Origin of the sequence: Meridianimaribacter flavus, from assembly GCF_004366715.1 — a bacterium.
GTDB classification, from domain to species: Bacteria; Bacteroidota; Bacteroidia; order Flavobacteriales; family Flavobacteriaceae; genus Gaetbulibacter_B; species Gaetbulibacter_B jejuensis.
The window spans coordinates 358,031-380,826 of record NZ_SOQZ01000003.1 but is presented as its reverse complement, the minus strand read 5'-3'; the positions used below and the strand labels follow the sequence as shown (position 1 = coordinate 380,826).

At 34.7% G+C, this 22,796-nt stretch carries 11 protein-coding genes; 6 read left to right on the top strand and 5 right to left on the bottom strand.

Annotated features, from left to right (window positions below):
• From A8975_RS08755 to A8975_RS08740, 4 genes are all read left to right on the top strand, one after another.
• The coding region (locus tag A8975_RS08755) for an HYR domain-containing protein (protein ID WP_166667461.1) at nt 1-6,897 on the top strand (6,897 nt) is incomplete at its 5' end.
• A gap of 165 nt (nt 6,898-7,062) precedes the next feature.
• The gene (locus A8975_RS08750) at nt 7,063-7,881 is read left to right on the top strand and encodes a hypothetical protein (RefSeq protein WP_131508516.1); all 819 of its coding nucleotides are present in this window, start codon (nt 7,063-7,065) and stop codon (nt 7,879-7,881) included.
• 128 nt (nt 7,882-8,009) lie between these two features.
• Complete coding sequence (locus tag A8975_RS08745; RefSeq protein WP_131508514.1) at nt 8,010-10,532, top strand: M14 family zinc carboxypeptidase; 2,523 nt, start codon at nt 8,010-8,012, stop codon at nt 10,530-10,532.
• A 185-nt stretch (nt 10,533-10,717) separates the two neighbouring features.
• On the top strand, nt 10,718-17,251 hold the full coding sequence (locus A8975_RS08740) for a choice-of-anchor D domain-containing protein (RefSeq protein WP_134199859.1): 6,534 nt from the start codon (nt 10,718-10,720) through the stop codon (nt 17,249-17,251).
• A 60-nt stretch (nt 17,252-17,311) separates the two neighbouring features.
• On the opposite strand, the gene hisS is transcribed toward A8975_RS08740, so the two are convergent.
• On the bottom strand, nt 17,312-18,682 hold the full coding sequence (gene hisS / locus A8975_RS08735) for a histidine--tRNA ligase (RefSeq protein WP_131508511.1): 1,371 nt from the start codon (nt 18,680-18,682) through the stop codon (nt 17,312-17,314).
• Nucleotides 18,683-18,968: 286 nt separating this feature from the next.
• Between hisS and A8975_RS08730 the strand changes: the two genes are divergently transcribed.
• Entirely contained in the window at nt 18,969-20,210 is a 1,242-nt protein-coding gene (locus A8975_RS08730; protein ID WP_129761358.1) for an ABC transporter permease, read from the top strand.
• A 35-nt stretch (nt 20,211-20,245) separates the two neighbouring features.
• On the opposite strand, the gene A8975_RS08725 is transcribed toward A8975_RS08730, so the two are convergent.
• From A8975_RS08725 to rpsF, 4 genes are all read right to left on the bottom strand, one after another.
• A complete protein-coding gene (locus tag A8975_RS08725) occupies nt 20,246-20,719 on the bottom strand; it encodes a DUF6495 family protein (protein WP_131508509.1) in 474 nt (157 codons plus the stop codon).
• A gap of 68 nt (nt 20,720-20,787) precedes the next feature.
• Nucleotides 20,788-21,249: a 50S ribosomal protein L9 gene (rplI, locus tag A8975_RS08720; RefSeq protein ID WP_129761356.1), complete on the bottom strand. Its 462-nt coding sequence runs from the start codon at nt 21,247-21,249 to the stop codon at nt 20,788-20,790.
• Nucleotides 21,250-21,261: 12 nt separating this feature from the next.
• Nucleotides 21,262-21,561 carry a 30S ribosomal protein S18 gene (rpsR, locus tag A8975_RS08715; protein WP_187347862.1) on the bottom strand — a complete coding sequence of 100 codons (300 nt, stop codon included), beginning with the start codon at nt 21,559-21,561 and terminating at the stop codon, nt 21,262-21,264.
• Entirely contained in the window at nt 21,562-21,900 is a 339-nt protein-coding gene (rpsF, locus tag A8975_RS08710) for a 30S ribosomal protein S6 (RefSeq protein WP_129761354.1), read from the bottom strand.
• Between the two features lie 199 nt (nt 21,901-22,099).
• Here rpsF and A8975_RS08705 point away from each other — a divergent pair, with 199 nt between their 5' ends.
• A complete protein-coding gene (locus A8975_RS08705; protein WP_129761353.1) occupies nt 22,100-22,795 on the top strand; it encodes a LytR/AlgR family response regulator transcription factor in 696 nt (231 codons plus the stop codon).
• The last annotated feature ends 1 nt before the right edge of the window (nt 22,796 follow it).

Here is a 22,796-nt window from a genome sequence, read left to right as displayed (position 1 = left end):
AACTGTGGTGGTACGGTAACTGTAACTCATGATGCCTCTTTACCAATCGCTACTCAAGGTACAACTGTAGTGACTTGGACTTATGATGATGGAAACGGAAATACATCTACACAAACTCAAAACGTGGTTATTGATGATGTTACTAACCCAACTATAAATTGCCCTGGCAACATTACAACAACTAATGACACTGGACTATGTTCAGCTATCGTAACTTATGCAGCTCCTTCTGGTTCTGATAATTGCGGTTCAGTTACTATTACTCAAACCGCAGGTTTACCTTCAGGAAGTGCATTTCCTGTAGGAACTACTACAAACACATTTGAAATTGAAGACACAGCTGGTAATACAACGTCTTGTTCGTTTACAGTAACAGTTAATGATAATGAAAACCCAACAATAGCCTGTCCTTCTGATATCACAGTAGACGCTGATAACAATTGTGAAGCAACTAGCGTAACATTAATCAGCCCAACCGTTAATGATAACTGTAGCATTGACACCATCACAAATAATGCACCAGCTACATTCCCTCTAGGAAATACAACAGTTACTTGGACTGTAACTGATTTAGCAGGAAACAGTAGTCAATGTACTCAAATTATAACTGTAAATGACGTAACACCTCCTACGATTACTTGTCCTGGAGATATTACTGTAAATGCTGATACTGGACTTTGTACTGCTAGTGGTGTAAGCTTAGGTACTCCAACAGTAGATGATAACTGTGGTGTTGGTTATAGTAATGATGCGCCTGCTATTTTCCCTCTAGGTCAAACGATAGTAACTTGGACAGCAAATGATGGATATAGTAATTCAACTACTTGCACTCAAATTGTAACTGTAGTTGACAATGAAGCACCAAATGTAATATGTCAAAATTTAAGTTTACAGTTAAACCCAACAACAGGCTTAGCAACAATTACTGCTAATGATATAGACAACGGTTCAACAGACAATTGCTCTATTTCAAATATGACATTGTCGCAAACTACTTTTGATTGTAATGATATTGGAACAAACACAGTAACATTAACAGTGACTGATGGTTCAGGAAACTCTGATTCTTGTACTGCAACGGTAACCATAACCGATGCTTCTCAAGGTGCCTCAGTTTCTATAAGTGTAAACAACAACCCTGTTTGTGCTGGTGAAGCAGTAACTTTTACTGCTACACCTGTTAATGGTGGAGCAACTCCATCGTATGAATGGTTTGTTAATGGTGGTTCTGTAGGAAACAATAGTAATACTTTTACTACAAGTACACTCACCAACAATGATCAAGTATCAGTTGAAATGACTTCAAGTGTTTCGGTATGTGCTACAGCAGTGAGCAGTAATACAATTACTATGACTGTTAACCCACTTTTACCTGTAACCTTCAACTTAAACGCATCAGCTAATCCTGCCTGTAATGGAGATAATTTAACCTTTTTTGTTACAGGTTTAACAAATGGAGGCTCTAACCCTTCTTATCAATGGTATGTTAATAGTAACCCTGTTGGAACAAATACCAACTCTTACAGTTCCTCAGCCATTAATAATGGAGATATCATCTCAGTTTCTGTGACATCAAACGCTACTTGCGCTACTCCTATACCTGCTACTGAAAGTTTAACAATGACTGTAACACCTGATGCTACAATTTCATTAACTTCAGCTAATAACAATCAAACAATTTGTAATGGAGATAGTTTAGTTAATATTACATATAATATTGCTAATGCTACTGGAGCAACAATTACAGGAATCCCTACAGGTATCAGTGGATCATACACTAGTGGTGTTTTTACAATTAGTGGTACTCCCAGTCAAATAGGAACATTTAACTATACTGTAACCCCAATTGGTTGTGGTGGAAATACTGCTACAGGAACAATTACTGTTGGTCCTGATGCTACTATAACTTTATTATCTAGTTCAGAAAATCAAGGTATTTGCAATGACAATAGTGACTCTGTAAATCTTCAATTTCAATTAAATTCTGGAGCTACAGGAGCAACTTTAACAAGTACACCTGCTTTACCTGCTGGAATTACTGGGTCTTATAATGCTGCTACAGGGATATACACAATAAGCGGAACTACTACACAACCAGGTATTTATAATTACACGGTTTCAACCATTGGTTGTGGAGCTGGAGACTCTATATCAGGAATCATTACTGTATATAATGGTGTTCCTAGCACACCTAATAATATAAATGGTCCTTTTTCTTTATTTTGTCCTGTTGCCGAATTAGTATACTCTGTTCCTTACGATCCTAATGTTGAAACTTACAATTGGACTGTATCAGGAGGACTTACTATTGAGTCAGGACAAGGCACTAATGAAGTTACAATTACTGTAAATGGCACTTTTGCTTTTTTTGAAACTGTATCTGTTTCGGCTACAAATGCTTGTGGAACATCTTCAACAGCTAGTGAACTAATATTCTTAAACTTCTCTGGAACTGACATTGATGCTGGACCAGACATTTATGTTTGTGAAGGTACAACTCAAGTCACTATGAATGGTAATGCTGGAGGGTTAAACTATGACGAATGGACTTGGGATGATAATGGTGCAGGCGGAAGTTTCTCAACAGAATTAGTTGGAAATGATTGCGTTTGGGTATGTACCGACTATTTCTTATGGTGGTGTGTTGATGGGTATTATGACTGTAGTGATATTTATGATTACACGGAAACAAGTACTTACACCATTCCTTCATCAGCTCAACCAGGTGACATTATTACAATATCTTTACTAGCTGAAAGTACTTTTTGGTGTGACCCATTAGAAAGTACAATGCAAATTCATATAATAGAAAACCCTGATGCTACAATATCTTCTTCAGATGTTACACTTTGTCAAGGAGATTCAACTACTATTACTTTTACAGGTACTCCTAATTCTGAAATTAGATATAATGATGGTTCAGGAAACACATGGCTACCTTTAGGTCCAAGTGGGTCTACAACTATTACTGTTTCACCTACCACTACCACAACATATAGCTTAAACAGAGTACGATACAATCCTGCAACTTATCCAGGAGGAGGAAATAATTGTGCTTTAGCATTAAATGAAACAGTTACTGTAAATATTAATGAACCTGCTACTATTACAGCTCCTAACGATATTACAATTTGTGAAGGAGAAACCGTTAACCTTTCTTCAATCACTTATTCAGGAACAAATGCTGTAGTAACGTGGACGACTTCTGGGTCAGGTAACTTTTCTGGTAACACATATACACCAAGTGCGGGTGATATCTTTAATGGTTCGGTAACACTTACAGCAATAAACACACCTAGTGATGGAATATGTCCTAGCGATAGCGATACTATGGTAGTTACAATAAATCCTTTAGCTACAGTGTATGCTGGTGTTGATCAAACGATATGCGAAGGAGAATCTGTAACGCTATCTTCAGCTTCTTATGGAGGAAGTGCCACTTCTGCTTCATGGAGTACAGCAGGTGATGGTGGCTTTGTCGGCAACATATATACTCCTGGAGCTTCTGACATAACAAACGGAAGTGTAGTGCTTACCTATACAACAAATAATCCTAGTGGACCTTGTGGTTCAGCAAGCGACACTGTAACTATAACGATTAATCAAGCGGCTACTGTTAATGCTGGAAACGATGTAACCATTTGTGAAGGAGATGTTGTAAACTTATCTTCTGCTAACTATGGAGGAAGTGCTACTTCAGCTACTTGGAGCACATCAGGAACTGGTAACTTCTCATCTGGAATCTACACTCCAAGTGCTGCTGATATAACTAATGGCTCAGTTACTTTAACTTATACGACAAACAATCCTGCAGGACCATGTGGTGTAGCAGTAGATTCAAAAGTTGTTACTATCAACCCATTACCTGTAGTTGATGCAGGTACTAACCAAGCCATTTGTGAAACAAGTGGTAGCATTAACCTTAACGCAACCTTAGGAGGAAGCACAACTGCTACTTGGTCTTCATCAGGTGATGGTACTTTCAATAACAACAATCCTAATGCTATTTATACGTTAGGAGCTAATGATATTACTAATGGCAGTGTAACATTGACTTATACAACAAATTCAGCCATAGCTCCTTGTAGTAACACATCTGATTCTGTTACCTATACTATAGTTCCATTTACAACAGCATCAGCATCTATTGCGGTTCCTGCTACTGGATGTACTGCTCAAATTACTTTATCAGGAAATGGTTCTGGTCAATGGTCAGCAACTTCAAGTACTGGACATAGTTTTAGTTTTTCTAACGTAAATGACCCTAATGCTACATTTATAGGTGAAAGTGGTGGCACGTACAGTATTATATGGACTATTACAAATCCTTCTCCTTGTGGTAATTCACAAGCCACTTTGGCTAATATTAGTTTCCCTAACTGTGGTAATAATATTGATTTTGATGGTATTGATGATACAGTTTCATTCAATGATAATTTTGATCTTAACGGTCCTTTCAGTATAGAAATTTGGGTAAAACCAAATGCACTTGGAACCATCAAGACTATTTATTCTAAAAGGAATGCGCTTAACTTAAGTACTGGTTTTGATTTAAGATTAGTAAATAATACACTATCGTTTAGATGGAATGGTGGCGGACAAGTTTCTGCAACTGGATTAACCACTAACAGATGGTATCATACAGCTGTTACATTTGATGGTTCAACATATAGGCTTTATGTAGATGGTGTAGAAATAAACAGTAACACAGGTGGTGCTCCTAATGCAAACAACAGAAGATTTTTATTAGGCGCAATGGACAGAAACACTAACATACCAACTAACCATTTTAACGGTTGGCTAGATGAATTGCGTATTTGGAATACAGCACTTACAGCTACCCAAATTCGTGAAATGATGAATCAAGAAATTGAGCAAAATGGTGCAAATGTTAGAGGTTCTGTTTTAGGTTTAGATATTGCTGGATTAAACTGGGCAAATCTTGATGCTTATTATCAAATGAATCAAGCTTTTGATGTTAGTGGAGGACTATTAAATGCAAACCTTGGTGGAATTAATGGTAATCTATTAAACATAAACTCAACGCAGCAAGAGACTTCTCCTCTACCTTATGTAAGTAATCAAAACGGGACTTGGAATAATCAAAACACATGGTTAAATGGTACTGTACAACAAGTTCCTAACGCCAATGGTATTAATGGAACTTCGGTTAACTGGAACATTGTAAGAACTCAGCATGATGTAACGTCAGGAAATAGAGCAACTACTGTTTTAGGTTTACTTGTTGACGCTAACCGATATAGCATTACCAATGACCAACAGCTAAACGTTAGTAAATACTTAAAAATTGATGGTGTTCTGGATTTAGTTGGTGAGTCTCAGTTATTACAACCGAATAATAGTATTGTTGATTATACAGGGTCAGGACGATTAGAACGTGATCAAGAAGGAACAAGTAACCTATACAATTATAATTATTGGGGAAGCCCTGTAAGTACATTAGGCTCTAGTAACTCTAGAACGTATGATATTGGAAGTATTCTTTACGATGGCAACAATCCTGTGAGTTGGACTACAGGCTATGATGCTAATGGAGCAACCAACCCTGTTACATTAAGTAGCAATTGGTTATATAATTTCCTAAATGGTGCTATCAATGATTACAGCTCTTGGATATCTATTAACCCTACATCAAATGTAAATGTAGGACTTGGATTTACCTTAAAAGGTAGTGGAGCTGCAACACCAAATCAAACTTACACCTTTAGAGGACAACCAAATAATGGTACTATTACTCATTCAATAAGTGGATTGAATCTTGCTTTAGTTGGTAACCCTTATCCTTCAGCAATTGATGCAAATACTTTTATTGATGATAATGGACCTCTTGGAAGCAGTACATTATTAGATGGCGCACTTATATTTTGGGAGCAAGCTCCATCTAACAACTCGCACTACTTGTCTGAATATGAAGGAGTTTACGCATACTACACTAAATTAGGTGGTGTACCCTCTGTAACACCTCCTGAAATTAATGGCTCAGGTAATACAGGAAAAATACCACAAAGATATGTACCAGTTGGTCAAGGTTTCTTTGTACTAGCTGATGCTGATGGTGGTACTATTACTTTTAATAACTCTCAGCGTACTTTTGTTAAAGAAACAAGTGGAGCTTCTGTATTTATGAGGTCAAACGGACTTAATTTAAACTCTGAAAACAGTGAAAGTGAAGCATACAATGATGGTATTAAACGCTTAAGATTAAAAGTAACAACCTCTGAAAATGCTGGTAGACATTTATTGTTAGGTTTTACTCCTAATAATGAAGCTACTGATGGTGTTGACTATGGATATGATGCGCAAAATAGAGATCAACTAACCAATGATGCTTCTTGGAGTATAGAAGATAACAATTATATTATTCAAGGTGTTGGCGAGTTTGATGAACTAAACACATATCCTCTTAATATCCATCTAAGCGATCAAGGAAATGTAAGCATCTCATTAACTGATTTAGAAAATTTTGATGAAGACATTGATGTTTTTGTATATGACAGTACTGAAGACAGTTATACTCAAATTAACTACAGTAACTTTAACATTAATCTTGAAGCAGGTGATTATAATAGTAGGTTTAATATTGTATTTGTCGAAGACAATTCACTATCAGTAATTGATACTCAACTTAAAGATATTACTGTAAAATATTTACATAACTCTAATGAGTTATACATTAAAACAACTTCATCAATCAATGCTAAGCAAATTTATATGATAAATATTGCTGGACAGGTTGTAAAATCATGGAACATGACCAACCTTCCTCTTTCTGATGAACTAAGAATTCCTGTAAAGAACATTTCTGAAGGAAACTATGTAGTAAAAATTGAAACAAACACTAGTTCATACAGTAAAAAAGTTATTGTTAAGTACTAGTTAAAGCACCAAATTTTTAAGTTATTCAAAAAGAGCAAGATATCTTGCTCTTTTTTTATTTTTATGTATTTCATCGATTTTTTGTGCGTTTAATAGATAAAACTGATTATTTCTTATATATTAGCCTGCAACTAAACATATTATGTTCATTTAACCCCAAATCAAATGAATAAAACTACCTACTTAACACTGCTTGTGTTATTACTAAGCATTGCTGTATTTGCTAATACCAATAGCCAAAACACTAGCAACCAAGAAACTCAATCTAGCACTATACAACGTCTTAGAGTAGACTTTGTCACTCCATTAGGTTATACCAGACACCTTTTATTAGGTTTTACTTCTGATAATTCAGCTACTGATGATGTTGATTACGGTTATGATGCCTTAAACATTGAAAACCTTCCCGATGATTTAAGTTGGAGAATTAACGATCAAAACTATATCATTCAAGGTGTAGGCGAGTTTGATATTTCAAAACAATATCCTTTAGGAATGTTTTTGAGCAACTCAGGCGAAATTCAAATTGCATTGAATTCACTAGAAAATTTTGAAACCGAAATAGACGTGTATGTATATGATTCATATTTAGATACCTTTACCTCAATTAATGATAGCAACTATATAAACTCACTTTACAGTGGAGAATACTTAAACAGGTATCATATAACTTTTACCAACGACCTTTCTTTAATAAACTTTGCCAATAGCTCAGCACAATTATCTATTGATGAGTTTGGGTTAGAATCTGCTAGTATTAGATACATAAAAAACACTTCTCAAATTAATATTGACACACAAAACTCAACCACAATTAACTCGTTAAAAGTTTACAGTATTAATGGTCAACTACTTTTTGAAAAGCAAAACATTTTCTCTTCTAGCTTTAAAACTACAATTAACAATATACAATCTAGTACAGTAATTGTACAGATTGAAAACAACAATAAAGCTTCTCTTAGCAAACTTTTATTAGTGCATTAAAACGTAATCGAAATACTACGAATTAATTAAAAAATTGCACTTTATCGGATTTTTTTGCATTTTATGGATGTTTTTTAAAAATTAATTATATATTAGCGCCATAATAATTCATTAAACACGTAAAACTGATGAAAAAAACTACCCTTCTACTTGTAACGCTACTTTGTTTAGCAGGCATAAATGCCAAAGCGCAAACTAGCTTAGAAAAAGCCGAACAATATTTAGATTCGAAAAAAGAAGTTTATTTTGATTTTAAAATAGAAGATGTTTCTGAACTTCAAGAGTTTACAGATAAATTATCTATACTTAATTATGACCCTTCTACTAAAACAGTTTATGCTTGGGCTAATACACAACAATTCAACTTATTTTTAGAAAGAAACCTTAGTTTCAATGTAAACGCAGTAGACAATGAAGCCTATGGTATAGTTATGAGTAATCAGGTAAATACTGTAAACTCGACTGAAGGTTCATACCCATTAACTTTTCCTTTAACTTATTACCCAACTTACGCAGACTATGAAGCTCAAATGTATGCATTTGCTACAATGCATCCTGATATTTGTGAATTAGTTGATATTGGCGGAACCACTGAAGGTGTAGGCGGTGGAGACAAGCGCTTACTATTTATTAAACTATCTGACAACATCGCTACTGAAGAAGCTGAGCCAAAATTAATGTACACCTCCTCAATGCATGGTGACGAAATTACTGGTTATCCTTTAATGTTAGATTTAATTGATTATTTTATAACTGCTTATAAAACACCATCTCACCCAGATAATGCTAGAATTACAAGTCTTATCAATAACTCTGAAATATGGATAAACCCAATGGCAAATCCAGATGGAACTTATTACAATAGTGCTTCTAACACATCTGTAGCAAACTCACGTCGTGCAAACGCTAATAATGTGGACTTAAATAGAAACTATCCAGATAATGTTGCAGGAGCTCATCCTGATGGAGAAGAATATCAAATTGAAACCCAACATTTCTTAGCTTTAGCAGAAGATAATCATTTTGTGCTTTCAGCTAATTTTCATGGTGGAACCGAAGTTGTTAACTATCCTTTTGATAATACGCATACAGATCATGCTGATAGCGATTGGTTTTTCTTAGTAAGTAAAGAGTACGCTGTAAACTGTCAAAACAATAGTCCTTCTGGATATATGGACGCTACTTATAGTAACTATCAATGGCCAGGAGTTACAGAAGGTGCTGATTGGTATCAAGTATATGGTGGTCGTCAAGATTACATGAACTTTTACAAACAGTGTAAAGAAGTAACTATTGAGCTTTCAAATACTAAAGTGATACCTGCATCACAATTAGATGATCATTGGGATTATAACCGTGAAGCTTTAATTGAATATTTAATACAAGGAACTTACGGTTTTCAAGGATTTGTAAAAGACGCTGTGTCTAATAACCCAGTAGAAGCAACAGTTACACTAGTTGGTCACGATGCTGTAGGCTCGCACACAATAAGTAGCGCTCCTTTTGGAGATTATTATAGACCTGTGAAATCTGGAACTTACGACATCTTGTTTGAAGCTCCATGTTACCAATCTTTTACACTAACAAATCAAACAATTTCTGATTATCAAACTTTAGTACTGTCTGATATTCTTTTAACTCCGTTAACAGCATCAGCTCCTACTGGTTTAACAACTACAGGAACAGACTCAAGCTCAACTAATGCATCTTGGACAGCTTCTACTGCTGATGATTTTGACATTAGATATAGAGTAGTTGGTGCCTCTTCATGGATTGAAGTTACAAGTGTTACAAACCCATATCAAATAAGTGGTTTAGACCCTGAAACAACTTATGAGTTTCAAGTTCGCTCTTATTGTGGATCTAATAATACAAGTTATTCTACTTCTCAACAATTCTCTACAACAGGTGTTAACTATTGTGATGCAGAAGGTGGAGATATTGGAGATGAATACATTAGTAATGTCACCCTAAATAGTAGCAGTAATAACACTCAATCAACTACATCTTCAGGGTATTCAGATTTAACAAGCACAGTTTTTACATTAGATTTAAATTCTTCTGGAAACAATATTAGTGTTACCAAATATTGGACAGGTACTCAATACAGAGAAGCCGTATCAGTATGGATTGACTTTAACCATAATGGCACCTTTGAATCGTCTGAAAAAATAATGGAAAGTGCATCTTCCACTACGACACCAGTAAGCACAACCTTTTCAGTACCTAATGCACCTGATGCCAAATTAGGTACAACAAGAATGCGTGTTATAATGAAGTATTATAATAGTGCAGGAAATACAGCTGACGACCCATGTGAAACATTTAGCTACGGAGAAGTTGAGGATTATACTATTGATATTATAGATTCAACTTTAAACACAGATACATTTAATGAAAACAATGTGTTGATTTACCCAAACCCATTCAACAGCAATATTTCAATAAAATTGAATAACATAAACACAAATATAAACCTTAATGTTTATGATGTTAGCGGACGCTCAGTATTAGATTTAAGAGACTTAACCCCTACAAATAATGAAATAAATTTAACCAATTTAAATTCATTATCTAGCGGAACGTACTTTTTAAAAATAACTGACAGTGAAACAAATACGTCGTTTGTTAAGCGATTGGTAAAGCAATAATATATTAAGCCCTCAAAGAAAGACTGCAAACAATTATGCTTGCAGTCTTTTTAAAAAACTTTATATCAATAAATTACAAATAACAAATACACTTTATCGGTTTTTTTTGCATTTCATGGAGTGTTTTTATATATTTGTATCGCTTTTAATTAATTAGTTAGTCCCAAACTAAAATTTAACCGCTTATGAAAAATTATACTTTCACAGTATGTAAGTACCTTATAATATTATGTGTACTTTTAGTTTCGACTATTACTTTTTCTCAAGATTTCAATGTGCAACATCTTGATAGAAACGTTCCAAGAACAGGAGCTACATCATCAATAACAGCTGTTTCTTCTCTAAATAATGCCTTTGTATTAAATAATAACAACAGATTAGCTCAAGCTGGTAGATCTGACGAAAATTCGTCAACTGCTCCTGGGAGAGATGTATCTGGAGCTGTTAGATTAACAGCAACCAATACAGTCACTTATTACAGAGAAGGTAATTCAACTAACAATAACACTAAATTTAACGCATCTGTTTGGGAGTACACAGGGTCTCCAGGAGGTGCTAATGAATTTATAGTTAGAGGTCGATATACAATTACACTAAATGGAGGCACTAACAATGTTACTCAATCTTTAACAGGTATTAGTAACGCAAACGATTGCATTCCTTTTATTACTGGTATTGTAAACAGCGCATCATCGGCTGGTTCAGATTCTGGTTCAGCAATTGCGTATCTTGAAAACTCATCCACAATGCGTGTACAAAAAGGTTCAAATGCTGATAATGTGACTGTTTATATCACTTTGGTAGAATTTACTGGTAGCAACTGGACCATACTTCATGGTGATTCTGGAAGTGTAAATACAGATACTGGTAACATCACTTTACGAACGAATGCTAATGGAAGTTCTGGAGGAACTGCTAGTGTTTCTGATTGGAGTGAAGCTATGATTTTTACGCACCATAGAGGAAACATGAGTGATAATGGTACTGACGATGCTATCGCAGATAACTGGCCAGTTATGAGTCCTGGAGGAAATAACCAAACTGTTTCTTGGGCTTTTCATAGTGAGCATGATGCTCGTACCAATGGCAATCGCCAATTTGTTCACGTAGTAAACAACCCAAATATTCAAGTTACGAGATATACTAACACGAGTAATACTTCTGGTGAAACAAGCATTAATATTTCATCTGCTGGTTTAGGCAGTACTAATGAAGCATTAATCATTGGTACCTCTACCTCTAGTGGCGGTGGTACAGCCTATGGTAGAGGCTGGCGTAATTATTACTTTAACTCAACCACGCAAGCAGCACATTGGGCTCATAGAAGTGGTAATACTATGGCTCATGAGATTCAGGTAGTGAATTTCAGCCCTTCAATTACGTATTGTGCATCATCTGGTAACACCTCATATGAAACTGGAGTTACTAGAGTTGTATTTAACACTATAGACAACAGTGACGGCCCTAATAAAGATATAGGCTACGAAGATTTCACTCATATTTCAACTTCAGTTTCTCAAGGCAATTCATATAACTTAACGATCAATGTTAATACCGATGGAAGCTACTCTGCACATGCAAAAGTTTGGATAGATTGGAACCAAAACGGAAGCTTTGGTGATTCTGGTGAAGAATATGATATGGGTAGCGCATACAATGTTACAAATGGAGCTACAAATAATTCTCCATTGAGTGTAACTGTTCCTATTGGAGCAACAATAGGAAACACAAGAATGCGTGTTTCTGCTAAATATAATTCAGATCCTACATCATGCGAAACTAATTTTGATGGTGAAGTAGAAGACTACACCATAAATATTACTTCAGGCACACCACAACCTGAAATTAACTTAGTTGGAAATGGTAACACCATAAACAACAATGACACAACACCATCGGCTACTGATGACACTGATTTTGGTTCTGAATTTGTATCTGTAGGATCTAATGCAAATACATTTACCATTCAAAACACAGGATCAGCAACTTTAAATTTAACAGACCCTTCTCCTTATATTTCAATTTCCGGATTACATCCTGGAGACTTTGCGCTCACTGCAAATCCTTCAGGTTCAATTTCTGCAGGAGGTAACACAACATTTACAATCACATTTTCTCCTAGTGCTGCAGGCTTAAGAACAGCAATAGTATCTATAGCAAATAACGATAGCGACGAAAACCCATATACTTTTAATATTCAAGGTAATGGGTACACTACTGCTCCAGAAATAAACATACAAGGAAACGGAACAACAATAGTGAGTGGAGACACTACTCCATCTCCTTCTGATAATACTAATTTTGGTAATACTAATGTTACAGGAGGAACTATTATAAAAACATTTACTATACAAAACAATGGAAATTTACTAGACTTAAACCTTACAGGCAGTTCTCCATATGTATTAATCGGAGGTACCAATGCTAGTGATTTTACAGTAACCTCTATACCTTCTAATACAATTGGTTCTAGTAGCAGTACCACTTTTGATATTACTTTTGACCCAAGTGCAGTAGGTACACGTACAGCTACAGTTACCATAGCTAACAATGATAGTGACGAAAATCCTTACACCTTCAACATTGAAGGATCTGGTTCTACAGCTCCAGGAGGTGTTACTAGCGATTTAGAGTTATGGCTTAAAGGAAATGACGGATTAGGCTATACTGATGGACAAAGCGTTAGTTTGTGGATTGACCAAAGTAAAGATAACGATGCTACAGTAAACACGCCAGGTCAAGAACCAACATATTATGATAATCCTTACAGAAATGTAAATTTCAACCCAGTAGTAGAGTTTGACAATACATTTTCATCTTTTAATTTAGATTCTGACTTTTCATACGACAATACCAACACTCAATTTTTAGAAGGTGATGGTGGTCTATACACCCAAGATATGTTTGTGGTATTAATACCTGATGATACAGCTATAAATGATTCATTTGGGTTTATGGATACTTTTTGTGGAGATGCTAATACTAGCTCAAATGAAACTGATGCAACTGGTATAGGTATGGGTGATTATACTGGTCGTGTTTGTAATGAAAGTATTGCTTTTGCCATTGGAACGTATAGCACAGGTGGAAGTTGCCCTAATAGAGATGGATATGCAGTATATGATCAAAACACATCTTATGATAATGTAGGAATTATTAATGCAAGAAACAATACAGCTGTAACACAACAAGAGCTTTATTACAATGCCAACAACATAGAATATGCACAAAATGATGTTGTTGAATTTTTAAATGTAAGTGACTCAAAATATTGGATTGGGCGTAGTGAAGGTTGGGAAGCCACATTGAATGCAAGAGTTTGTGAAATCATCACTTTCTCATCTAGAAAAGACGATGCAAACTTAACACAAGAACGTAACCGTATTCAATCTTATTTAGCGATTAAGTATGGAATTACTTTAGGAGTTAATGGTACATCTCATGATTATGTAGACAGTGACGGAACTGTAATTTGGGATGTCAATACAGGAACACCTAGTGAAGACGTGTTTAATTATGACATAGCAGGAATTGGGCGTGACGATGCTTCAGATTTATTACAAAAACAATCTAGAAGTGTTAACAATGATTTAGATGGAGGAACCAGAGGTCAAGGTGTTGTTACAATGGGTATATCTAGCATATATGACACAAATAACTTAAACCCTGACACTCAATTACAAGACAAACAATTCTTGATTTGGGGAAATGATGGTGTTGATTTAGATGATCCAGCTGTAATTGTTGATGTTAACATGAGCTCTAGCATAACTCCAGGTTTATCAACTTGGGTACAATTTAACGGAATAGCAAGAACTTGGAAAGTTGTTGAAAGAGGTGGAGACATTCCTTCTGTTGAAGTCGCAATTCTAAGAAGTGCTGTTAGAACAGCTACTCCTCCAGACGGTCGTTATTTAATGTTTATTTCTGACACACCTAATTTTGACCCAACAGCAGATTATAGAGTAATGACTGAAGACGTTAACGAAATTGGCGAGCCAATTGTAAAAGCTAATTATGATTTTGATGGCACTAAATACATTACTTTTGGTTGGGCTCCAGAAAGAGTTTACACCAGATCAGTTTACTTTAACGGAAGTACAGACTACATAGATATGGAAGACGCTGTAGACCTTAATTCTTCTGAATTTACAATATCTGCATGGATAAACAGAGAGTCTGGATCAAACAATACATCAATTCTTTCTAAAAGAAATGAACCATTTACTGAAGGTTATGATTTTAAAATATCAAGTTCTGGAAGGTTAAATGTTATATGGGAAAATGGAGGATCAACACAGCAACTTTCATCCACCCAACCAATTCCAGAAGATGAATGGCATCATGTTGCCATTATTTATGGATCTGGTACTGCAACACTATATATTGATGGAGTAAGGGATTCATCCTTTAGTAGAACTGCTCCAATACCTACAACACAATCATTCTATATTGGAGCTGCAAACAAAAATACTCCTACAGCTTTCTTTAGAGGTAATATTGATGAAGTTAGAATATGGGATGTAGCACTTACAGAAGACCAGTTACGATTTGTAATGAATCAAGAAATAGAAAACAACTCTAGTTTCGTTGGAGGGTCTTACTTTATTAGCAGAGGAATTACTCCTACCAAAAACGACATTGGTACAGTGCCATGGTCTAGCTTAGCTGCCTACTACCCAATGACTAGATATACGTACACAAATACTAAGGATGAATCTGGTAATGGTAATCAAGGTGCATTAAGACATCTAAGAACTGTAGATAGACAAACAGCTCCACTTCCTTATATATCTAACAACAATGGAAGCTGGGACACTAATAACACATGGTTAAATGGATCATTACAATATGCTCCTGGTTCAGTTTCTGTAATGGATAATACCCAAACTATCGATTGGAATATTGTAGAAACTTCTCACAATATAACTATGGATAACAGTTCTCTTCCTTCAGGAAAAAGCAACAACAGATTATTATTGGGTCTTTTAGTTGATAACAATGAACTGACTGTAACAGGAAACAACGCAACACATACAGGAAATGGTGTAACTGTAACGCATTATTTATCTATAGGAAATGGTCAACCAAATGCCAAAATTGACCTTGAAGGTGAGTCGCAATTAATACAAACTATAGATAGTGACCTTGATGTACAAAGTGAAGGTACTTTAGAACGCGACCAACAAGGAACAGCAGATACCTTTACATACAACTATTGGTCATCTCCTGTTGGAAATGGAAGCTCAGTTACAAACAATAATAGCTATACTGTATCAGATGTTATGTACAACGATAATGGCGCAAACCCAATAGTCTTTACTTCTTCAGGATATAATGGATCAAACACCTCACCTGCAGTAACAATTGCTGATTATTGGATTTGGAAATTTGCTAGTCAAGCTTCAGGAGATTATTCATCATGGCAACACATTCGTCAATCTGGTAACTTATTAGCTGGTGAAGGATTTACTATGAAAGGACCTGGTTCTGGTTCAATATTAACAGACCAAAACTATACGTTCTTAGGAAAACCTAACAATGGAGATATTGGGTTTAGTGGCACAAACGACCTAGACCTAGCGGTAAATAATGATTACCTAGTTGGTAACCCATACCCTTCTGCAATTGATGCACTACAGTTTATTAACGATAATGGTTCAACAATTACAGGAACATTATACTTCTGGGAACATTGGGGAGGAGGCTCTCACGTGTTATCTGAATACCAAGGTGGCTATGCTACTTTAAACCTTTCAGGTGGCTTACCAGCTTCTTCTTATGGAACAAACGATCCTGATGTTGGTACTGGTGGTACTCCTGTAAAACGTCCAGGAAGATATATTCCTGTAAGTCAAGGATTCTTCGTATCAGCTGATGCTGGTGGTAAAATCAATTTCAATAACGGCCAACGTATTTACCGAATTGAAGACGGAACTTACGATGGAGAAAGTGGGTCACAATCAGTATTTGTGAGACAATCAAGTCCATCTGATAGCGACTATGATGTAACAACTAATTCTGTTGACAGCTCTGACGACAGATTAAAACTAAGACTTGGGCTTAACTCTGTTAATACCATTAGAAGACAGCTGTTACTTACAATTGATGAAAACGCAACTTTAGATATTGATTGGGGTTACGATGGAAAGATAAATGAAAACCAAATTGATGATATGTTCTGGATGATTGAAGGCGAAAAATATCTTATCCAAGGTAGTAATGAAGCTAATGAAGACACAGTATATCCTTTAGGTATAAAGGTTGAAACTGATGGTATGAACACCATTACTATTGATGCGTTACAAAACGCTCCAGAAGACTTAACAGTTTACATTCACAACAAGATAACAGACGCTTATCATAACTTAAGCGAAGGCGATTTTAATTTTTATTTAGATGCTGGAGAATATCTAGACACTTATGAAATAACCTTTAGTGCAGAAGACTCTGCATTGGGTGTTGAAGACAATGAATTGAATCTAGTAGATGTTTATTATGATAACACTTCCAAAACCATTGTTTTACTAAACCCTGGATTACTAGAAGTTAAACAAATGGAAATGCTAAACATTTTAGGACAATCTATTACAACAATTGACAATATACCTCAGAGCAACAATTCTGAGTATGAAGTTAAGAACTTAAGTACAGGAACTTATATTATTAAAATTCATACTGTGAGCGGTTCAGTATCAAAGAAAGTTTTAGTTAAATAATTTCTCCCAAATCTTTAAAATCTTAACTAAATAAAAAGCCCTGAGAAATCAGGGCTTTTTTTATTGTAAAGTAGTAATTAAATCTTCAAGCGATAGCTGCTGCTGTTCGCCATTAGCCATATTTTTAAGTGTAAATGTATTGCTACTCATTTCAGACTCACCAACAAGCACAACGTAAGGTACTGCTCTTTTGTTGGCATAGTTCATTTGCTTTTTCATTTTAGCAGCATCAGGATACAACTCTGCATTAATACCATGAGCTCTTAATGCTTTTATTGCTTTTAAACAGGTTAACGCTTCAGCTTCTCCAAAATTAATACAAAGCACTTTTATACTTTCTGATATAGTTTCAGGAAATAAATTAAGTTCTTCAAGTACCAGATAAATTCTATCTAAACCAAAACTAATGCCTACTCCACTCACATCTTTAAGTCCAAATATTCCGGTAAGGTCGTCGTATCTTCCTCCTCCACCAATAGAACCCATCTTTACACCTTCTGGAGCTGACACTTCAAAAATAGCTCCTGTGTAATAGTTAAGTCCTCTTGCTAAAGTAACGTCTAATTGCAAGTTGGCAGTTTGTAATTTTAATTCTGAAATTGCTGTATTGATAAACTCCAGTTCTTCAATACCTCTTTTACCTTCTTCAGAAACCGAAAGAATAGCTTTTAGTGCTACAATTTGTTCTGAGAAATCACCTTGCAATTCAAAAAGCGGTTGTAGTTTTTCAATACCTTCTTTAGAAATACCTTTACTAAGCATTTCTTCTTTTACTTTCTCCTCTCCTATTTTATCGAGTTTATCTAGAGCTACCGTAAAATCAATGAGTTTATCTTGCGCACCAATAACCTCTGCAATACCTGAAAGTATTTTACGGTTATTGATTTTTATAGTCACTCCTTCTAGCTTTAAAGCCGAAAATACTGCATCATATAATTGTACAAACTCCACTTCTTGCCAAAGAGATTGCGATCCAACAACATCAGCATCGCATTGGTAAAACTCTCTAAAACGTCCTTTTTGCGGTCTATCTGCTCTCCAAACTGGTTGCATTTGGTAGCGCTTAAACGGAAAGTCAATTTCGTTTTGGTGCTGTACTACATAACGTGCAAATGGCACTGTAAGGTCATAACGAAGGGCTTTTTCGGAGATATAAGGTGTAAGTTTATTAGAATCTTTATCTAAATAATATTTATTATCAACCTTTGACAAATAATCCCCAGAATTCAAAATCTTAAAAATCAATCGGTCTCCTTCATCACCATATTTACCCATTAAGGTGTCAGAGTTTTCAAAACTTGGTGTTTCAATAGGTTGAAACCCGAAGTGCTGAAACTGTGCTTTTATAGTGTCAAAAATATAATTGCGTTTTGCTACCTCTATTGGGTTAAAATCTCTTGTGCCTTTTGGTATACTAGGTTTTTGTGCCATAATATGTCCTACGAAAGTGGGAATCTCTTTTAGTGAAACTTTATAATTATTATTGTCATTTAGAGCACAATCATCTAATTCTACCTTATAATTTAGTATCTGCTTGCGTAAACAAACTCTTCGACAGGCTCAGTGTGACAGATGAAATCCATGTAAATTCATTTCATTCAGCACAAAAATATTATATTTTTATAGGCAATGCCAAGTTATTTCAAATTTATAGTAACTTTATTGTGCTTTTGTAGTCTTATACTATAACATAACCTTTTACATGATATCTTAATTTATGTTTTCACTCGCTAAAGAGAATATAAAAATTGCTTTTGACTCTATAAGAACCCAGTTACTACGTACTATTTTAACTATACTTATTATTGGTATTGGTATTATGGCTTTGGTAGGTATTTTAAGTAGTGTATCGGCTTTAGAGAATACTATTTCTAGTGATTTTTCTTCAATGGGAGCCAACACATTTAACTTGCAGCGTTACGAGTTTAACGCACAACGACAAAGTGGTGGCGAACGTCAAAAAATAAACCCTATTATTAGTTATAGAGATGTAAAAGCGTTTGAAGACGCTTATGACTTTCCTTACACCAGAACGTCTATTTCATTTTTTGGCACTTCAACTGCAGAAGCAAAACACGAAAACTTAAAAACAGATCCTGAAGTAGCGGTTTTAGGTGTTAATGAGCATTACATCCAAAATTCGGGTCTTGAAATAGAAAAAGGAAGAGCTTTAAATTATTTTGATGTACACAACAATAACAACGTATGTGTTATTGGTAGCGATTTAGAAAAAGCACTATTAAGCGATGTTAACCCTATTAACAAAACCATAAGTGTTAGAGGTGCAAAATTTAAAGTGATAGGTGTGCTAAAATCTAAAGGGTCTACATTTGGAAACAACCAAGACTTACGAATGCTCATACCATTACAAAAAGCAAGAAGTATATTTACTAGCCCTAATATTAATTACGGTTTAAGCGTTAAAGTTGACAAAAAAGATTTCTTGCAAGGTGCACAAGACGAAGCCATCTTATTGTTTAGAAACATTAGAGGTCTTAATCCTATTGAAGAGAATAACTTTGGAATAGAACGTAGCGATGACCTTATAAATCGTATTGGTGAAATGACCAAATACCTTTACTTGGCTGCTTGGATTATAAGTATTGTTACCATTTTTGGGTCATCAATAGCACTAATGAATATTTTATTTGTTTCGGTTTCTGAGCGTACTCGTGAAATTGGAGTTAGAAAAGCTTTAGGTGCTAAACGAAAAACAATAGCGTTTCAATTTTTTATGGAAGCTATTATCATTGGACAACTAGGTGGTATTTTAGGTATTATCCTAGGTACGTGTATTGGGTTGATAGTAGCAACAGTAGCTAAATTTCAATTTGCTATACCTTGGTTAGCGATGTTTAGTGCATTCACTATTGCATTTGTTGTAGCTATAGTTTCAGGATTACTACCTGCTGTTAAAGCAGCAAAACTAGATCCTGTAGAGTCGTTGAGATATGAATAATTCTTAACTGTTAGCTGAAAAATAAAGAAATCTATTTACTTCTTTATTAGGTTCTCGAAATACCTATATAAATCACCTTTAGTAATTACGCCTCCTTGTTGTATTAATTTAAATTTATCTAAGGCTTTGTCTTCAGTATAAGTCTTTTTTGCAGTGAGTAACTCAACATCATCAGACAAGAGGTTGTTTCTAAACCAGTCAAAACCTTCGCTCGTTGTTAAGTCAGTAGTCTCATTTTTAATTTTAATAGCAATTAGTTCCATTTCATTCTCTTTAAGATGAAACAAATGCATTTGTTGAGGCGATATATGTTCTAGATAATTAACTTTAGTCAACACACCTTCCCAAACCAAATCACTAAACACATCTAACTCTTGTTCGGCAACTTCAGGTTTATTAACCTTTATGTCTGCCCATTCATCTGCAGTGATAGATTGGGTTGCTAAAAAGTTTATAAACTCTTTATGGAGTTCTTCAAATTGTTCTTTAGTAAGTCTAGCGTATTTCATTGCTAATGTTTTTTGTAATTAAAAAGCCCCAACATAGTTGAGGCTTTTAAAGATATTATTTTTGAATATTAAGCTTCTGCTACAACTTCAAACGGTAAATCTACAGTTACGTCTCTGTGAAGTCTGATTACAGCTTCGTATTGACCTAAACGCTTGATGTTACCACCATTGATAGAAATGTATTTCTTTTCAATAGCATGTCCTTGGTTATTTAAAGCATTAGCAAGGTCTATATTAGTAATAGAACCAAATAATTTATCACCAGCAGTTGCACCAGCACCAGCTTTAGCAGCGATTTTAATTTCTAATCCTTTAAGTAACTCTGCAGTTTTGTTAGCTTCTTCAATAATTGACTTTTCTTTGAAAGCTCTTTGCTTTAAAGTTTCAGCTAATACTTTTTTAGCTGAAGCTGTTGCCATAACAGCATGTCCTTGAGGAATCAAAAAGTTTCTACCATAACCGTTCTTAACTGTTACAATATCGTCTTTAAATCCTAAATTTTCAACGTCTTGTTTTAATATAAGTTCCATAGTTATGTTATTTTATTTTAATAAATCTGCTACATAAGGCATCAACGCAAGGTGACGCGCTCTTTTTACTGCTACAGATACTTTTCTTTGGTATTTTAAAGAAGTTCCTGTTAAACGTCTTGGTAATAACTTACCTTGCTCGTTTACAAAACTTAATAAGAAATCTGGATCTTTATAATCGATGTATTTAATTCCAGACTTTTTAAAACGACAATATTTTTTCGTTTTAGAGGTATCTATATTTAATGGAGTTAAATATCTAATTTCTCCATCTTTTTTTCCTTTTGCTTGTTGTTCAATTGAAGACATAATTTACGCTTTTTGTTTGTTTCTAGTTCTTCTCTTTTCAGCCCAAGCAATAGCATGCTTGTCTAATTTCACTGTTAAATAACGCATAAAACGCTCATCACGTCTAAATTCTAATTCTAACGGAGAAATTACTTCGCCATCTACAGTGTACTCAAATAAGTGGTAAAATCCACTTTTTTTGTTTTGAATTGGGTAAGCTAATTTTTTTAAGCCCCAATCTTCTTTGGCTATCATCTTCGCTCCTTTAGAAACAAGAAAATCTTCGTATTTCTGTACTGTTTCCTTTATCTGAGTCTCAGATAAAACGGGATTTAAGATGAAAACAGTTTCATAATGGTTCATATAAATATAATTTTATAATTAAAAATGGGTGCAAAAATAACTATTATTTCTAATTCTGGCAACATTTTTGAAAGGAAAAATGAAGTTATCGCAATAGTGTTAAAATTTTGTTAAAAGAAACACTTTACCGATGTTTTTTGGTTTTTATCCGAATTTTTCGTACTATTGTCGATATCTTAACCTAAAATATAATAATGTTATGACTTTAAATTGTGTAGTAGTTGATGATTCTGCAATCCAACGATTATCTATTGTAAAGTTAATTGAGAACCATTCCTCACTTAACCTTATTGCAGAATACAGTAGTGCTTTAGAAACAAAAAACGGATTAAATACTCATAAGGTAGACCTTATCTTTTTAGATATTGAAATGCCTGTTTTAAATGGTTTTGAACTTTTAGACGTACTTAACAACAAACCCCAAATTATTTTCGTTACAGGAAAAACAGAATACGCATTTAAGGCTTTCAATTATGATGCTACCGATTATCTGCAAAAACCAATCACTAGAGAACGTTTTAACACTTCTGTTGAAAAAGCATTAGAACAGCATAAATTAAAGCTAGATTTTAATGAAACTGATGGCGAGCACATCTTTGTTAAAAGTAACCTTAAAAAACGTAAGGTATACATTAAAGATATAAAATGGATTGAAGCTCTTGGTGACTATGTAAAATTAGTAACCGAAGAAAATAGCTTAGTAGTATTATCTACAATGAAAGCTTTTGAAAAAGAACTACCTGAAGGTAAGTTTTTAAGAATTCATAAATCGTATATCGTAAATCTTGACAAAGTAGACCGATTTAACAGTAAGAATGTTGAAGTTGGAGCTTATGAAATTCCTTTAAGTAGAAATAAAAAGACACAACTTGTTGATGCGTTAAACAACATTTAAA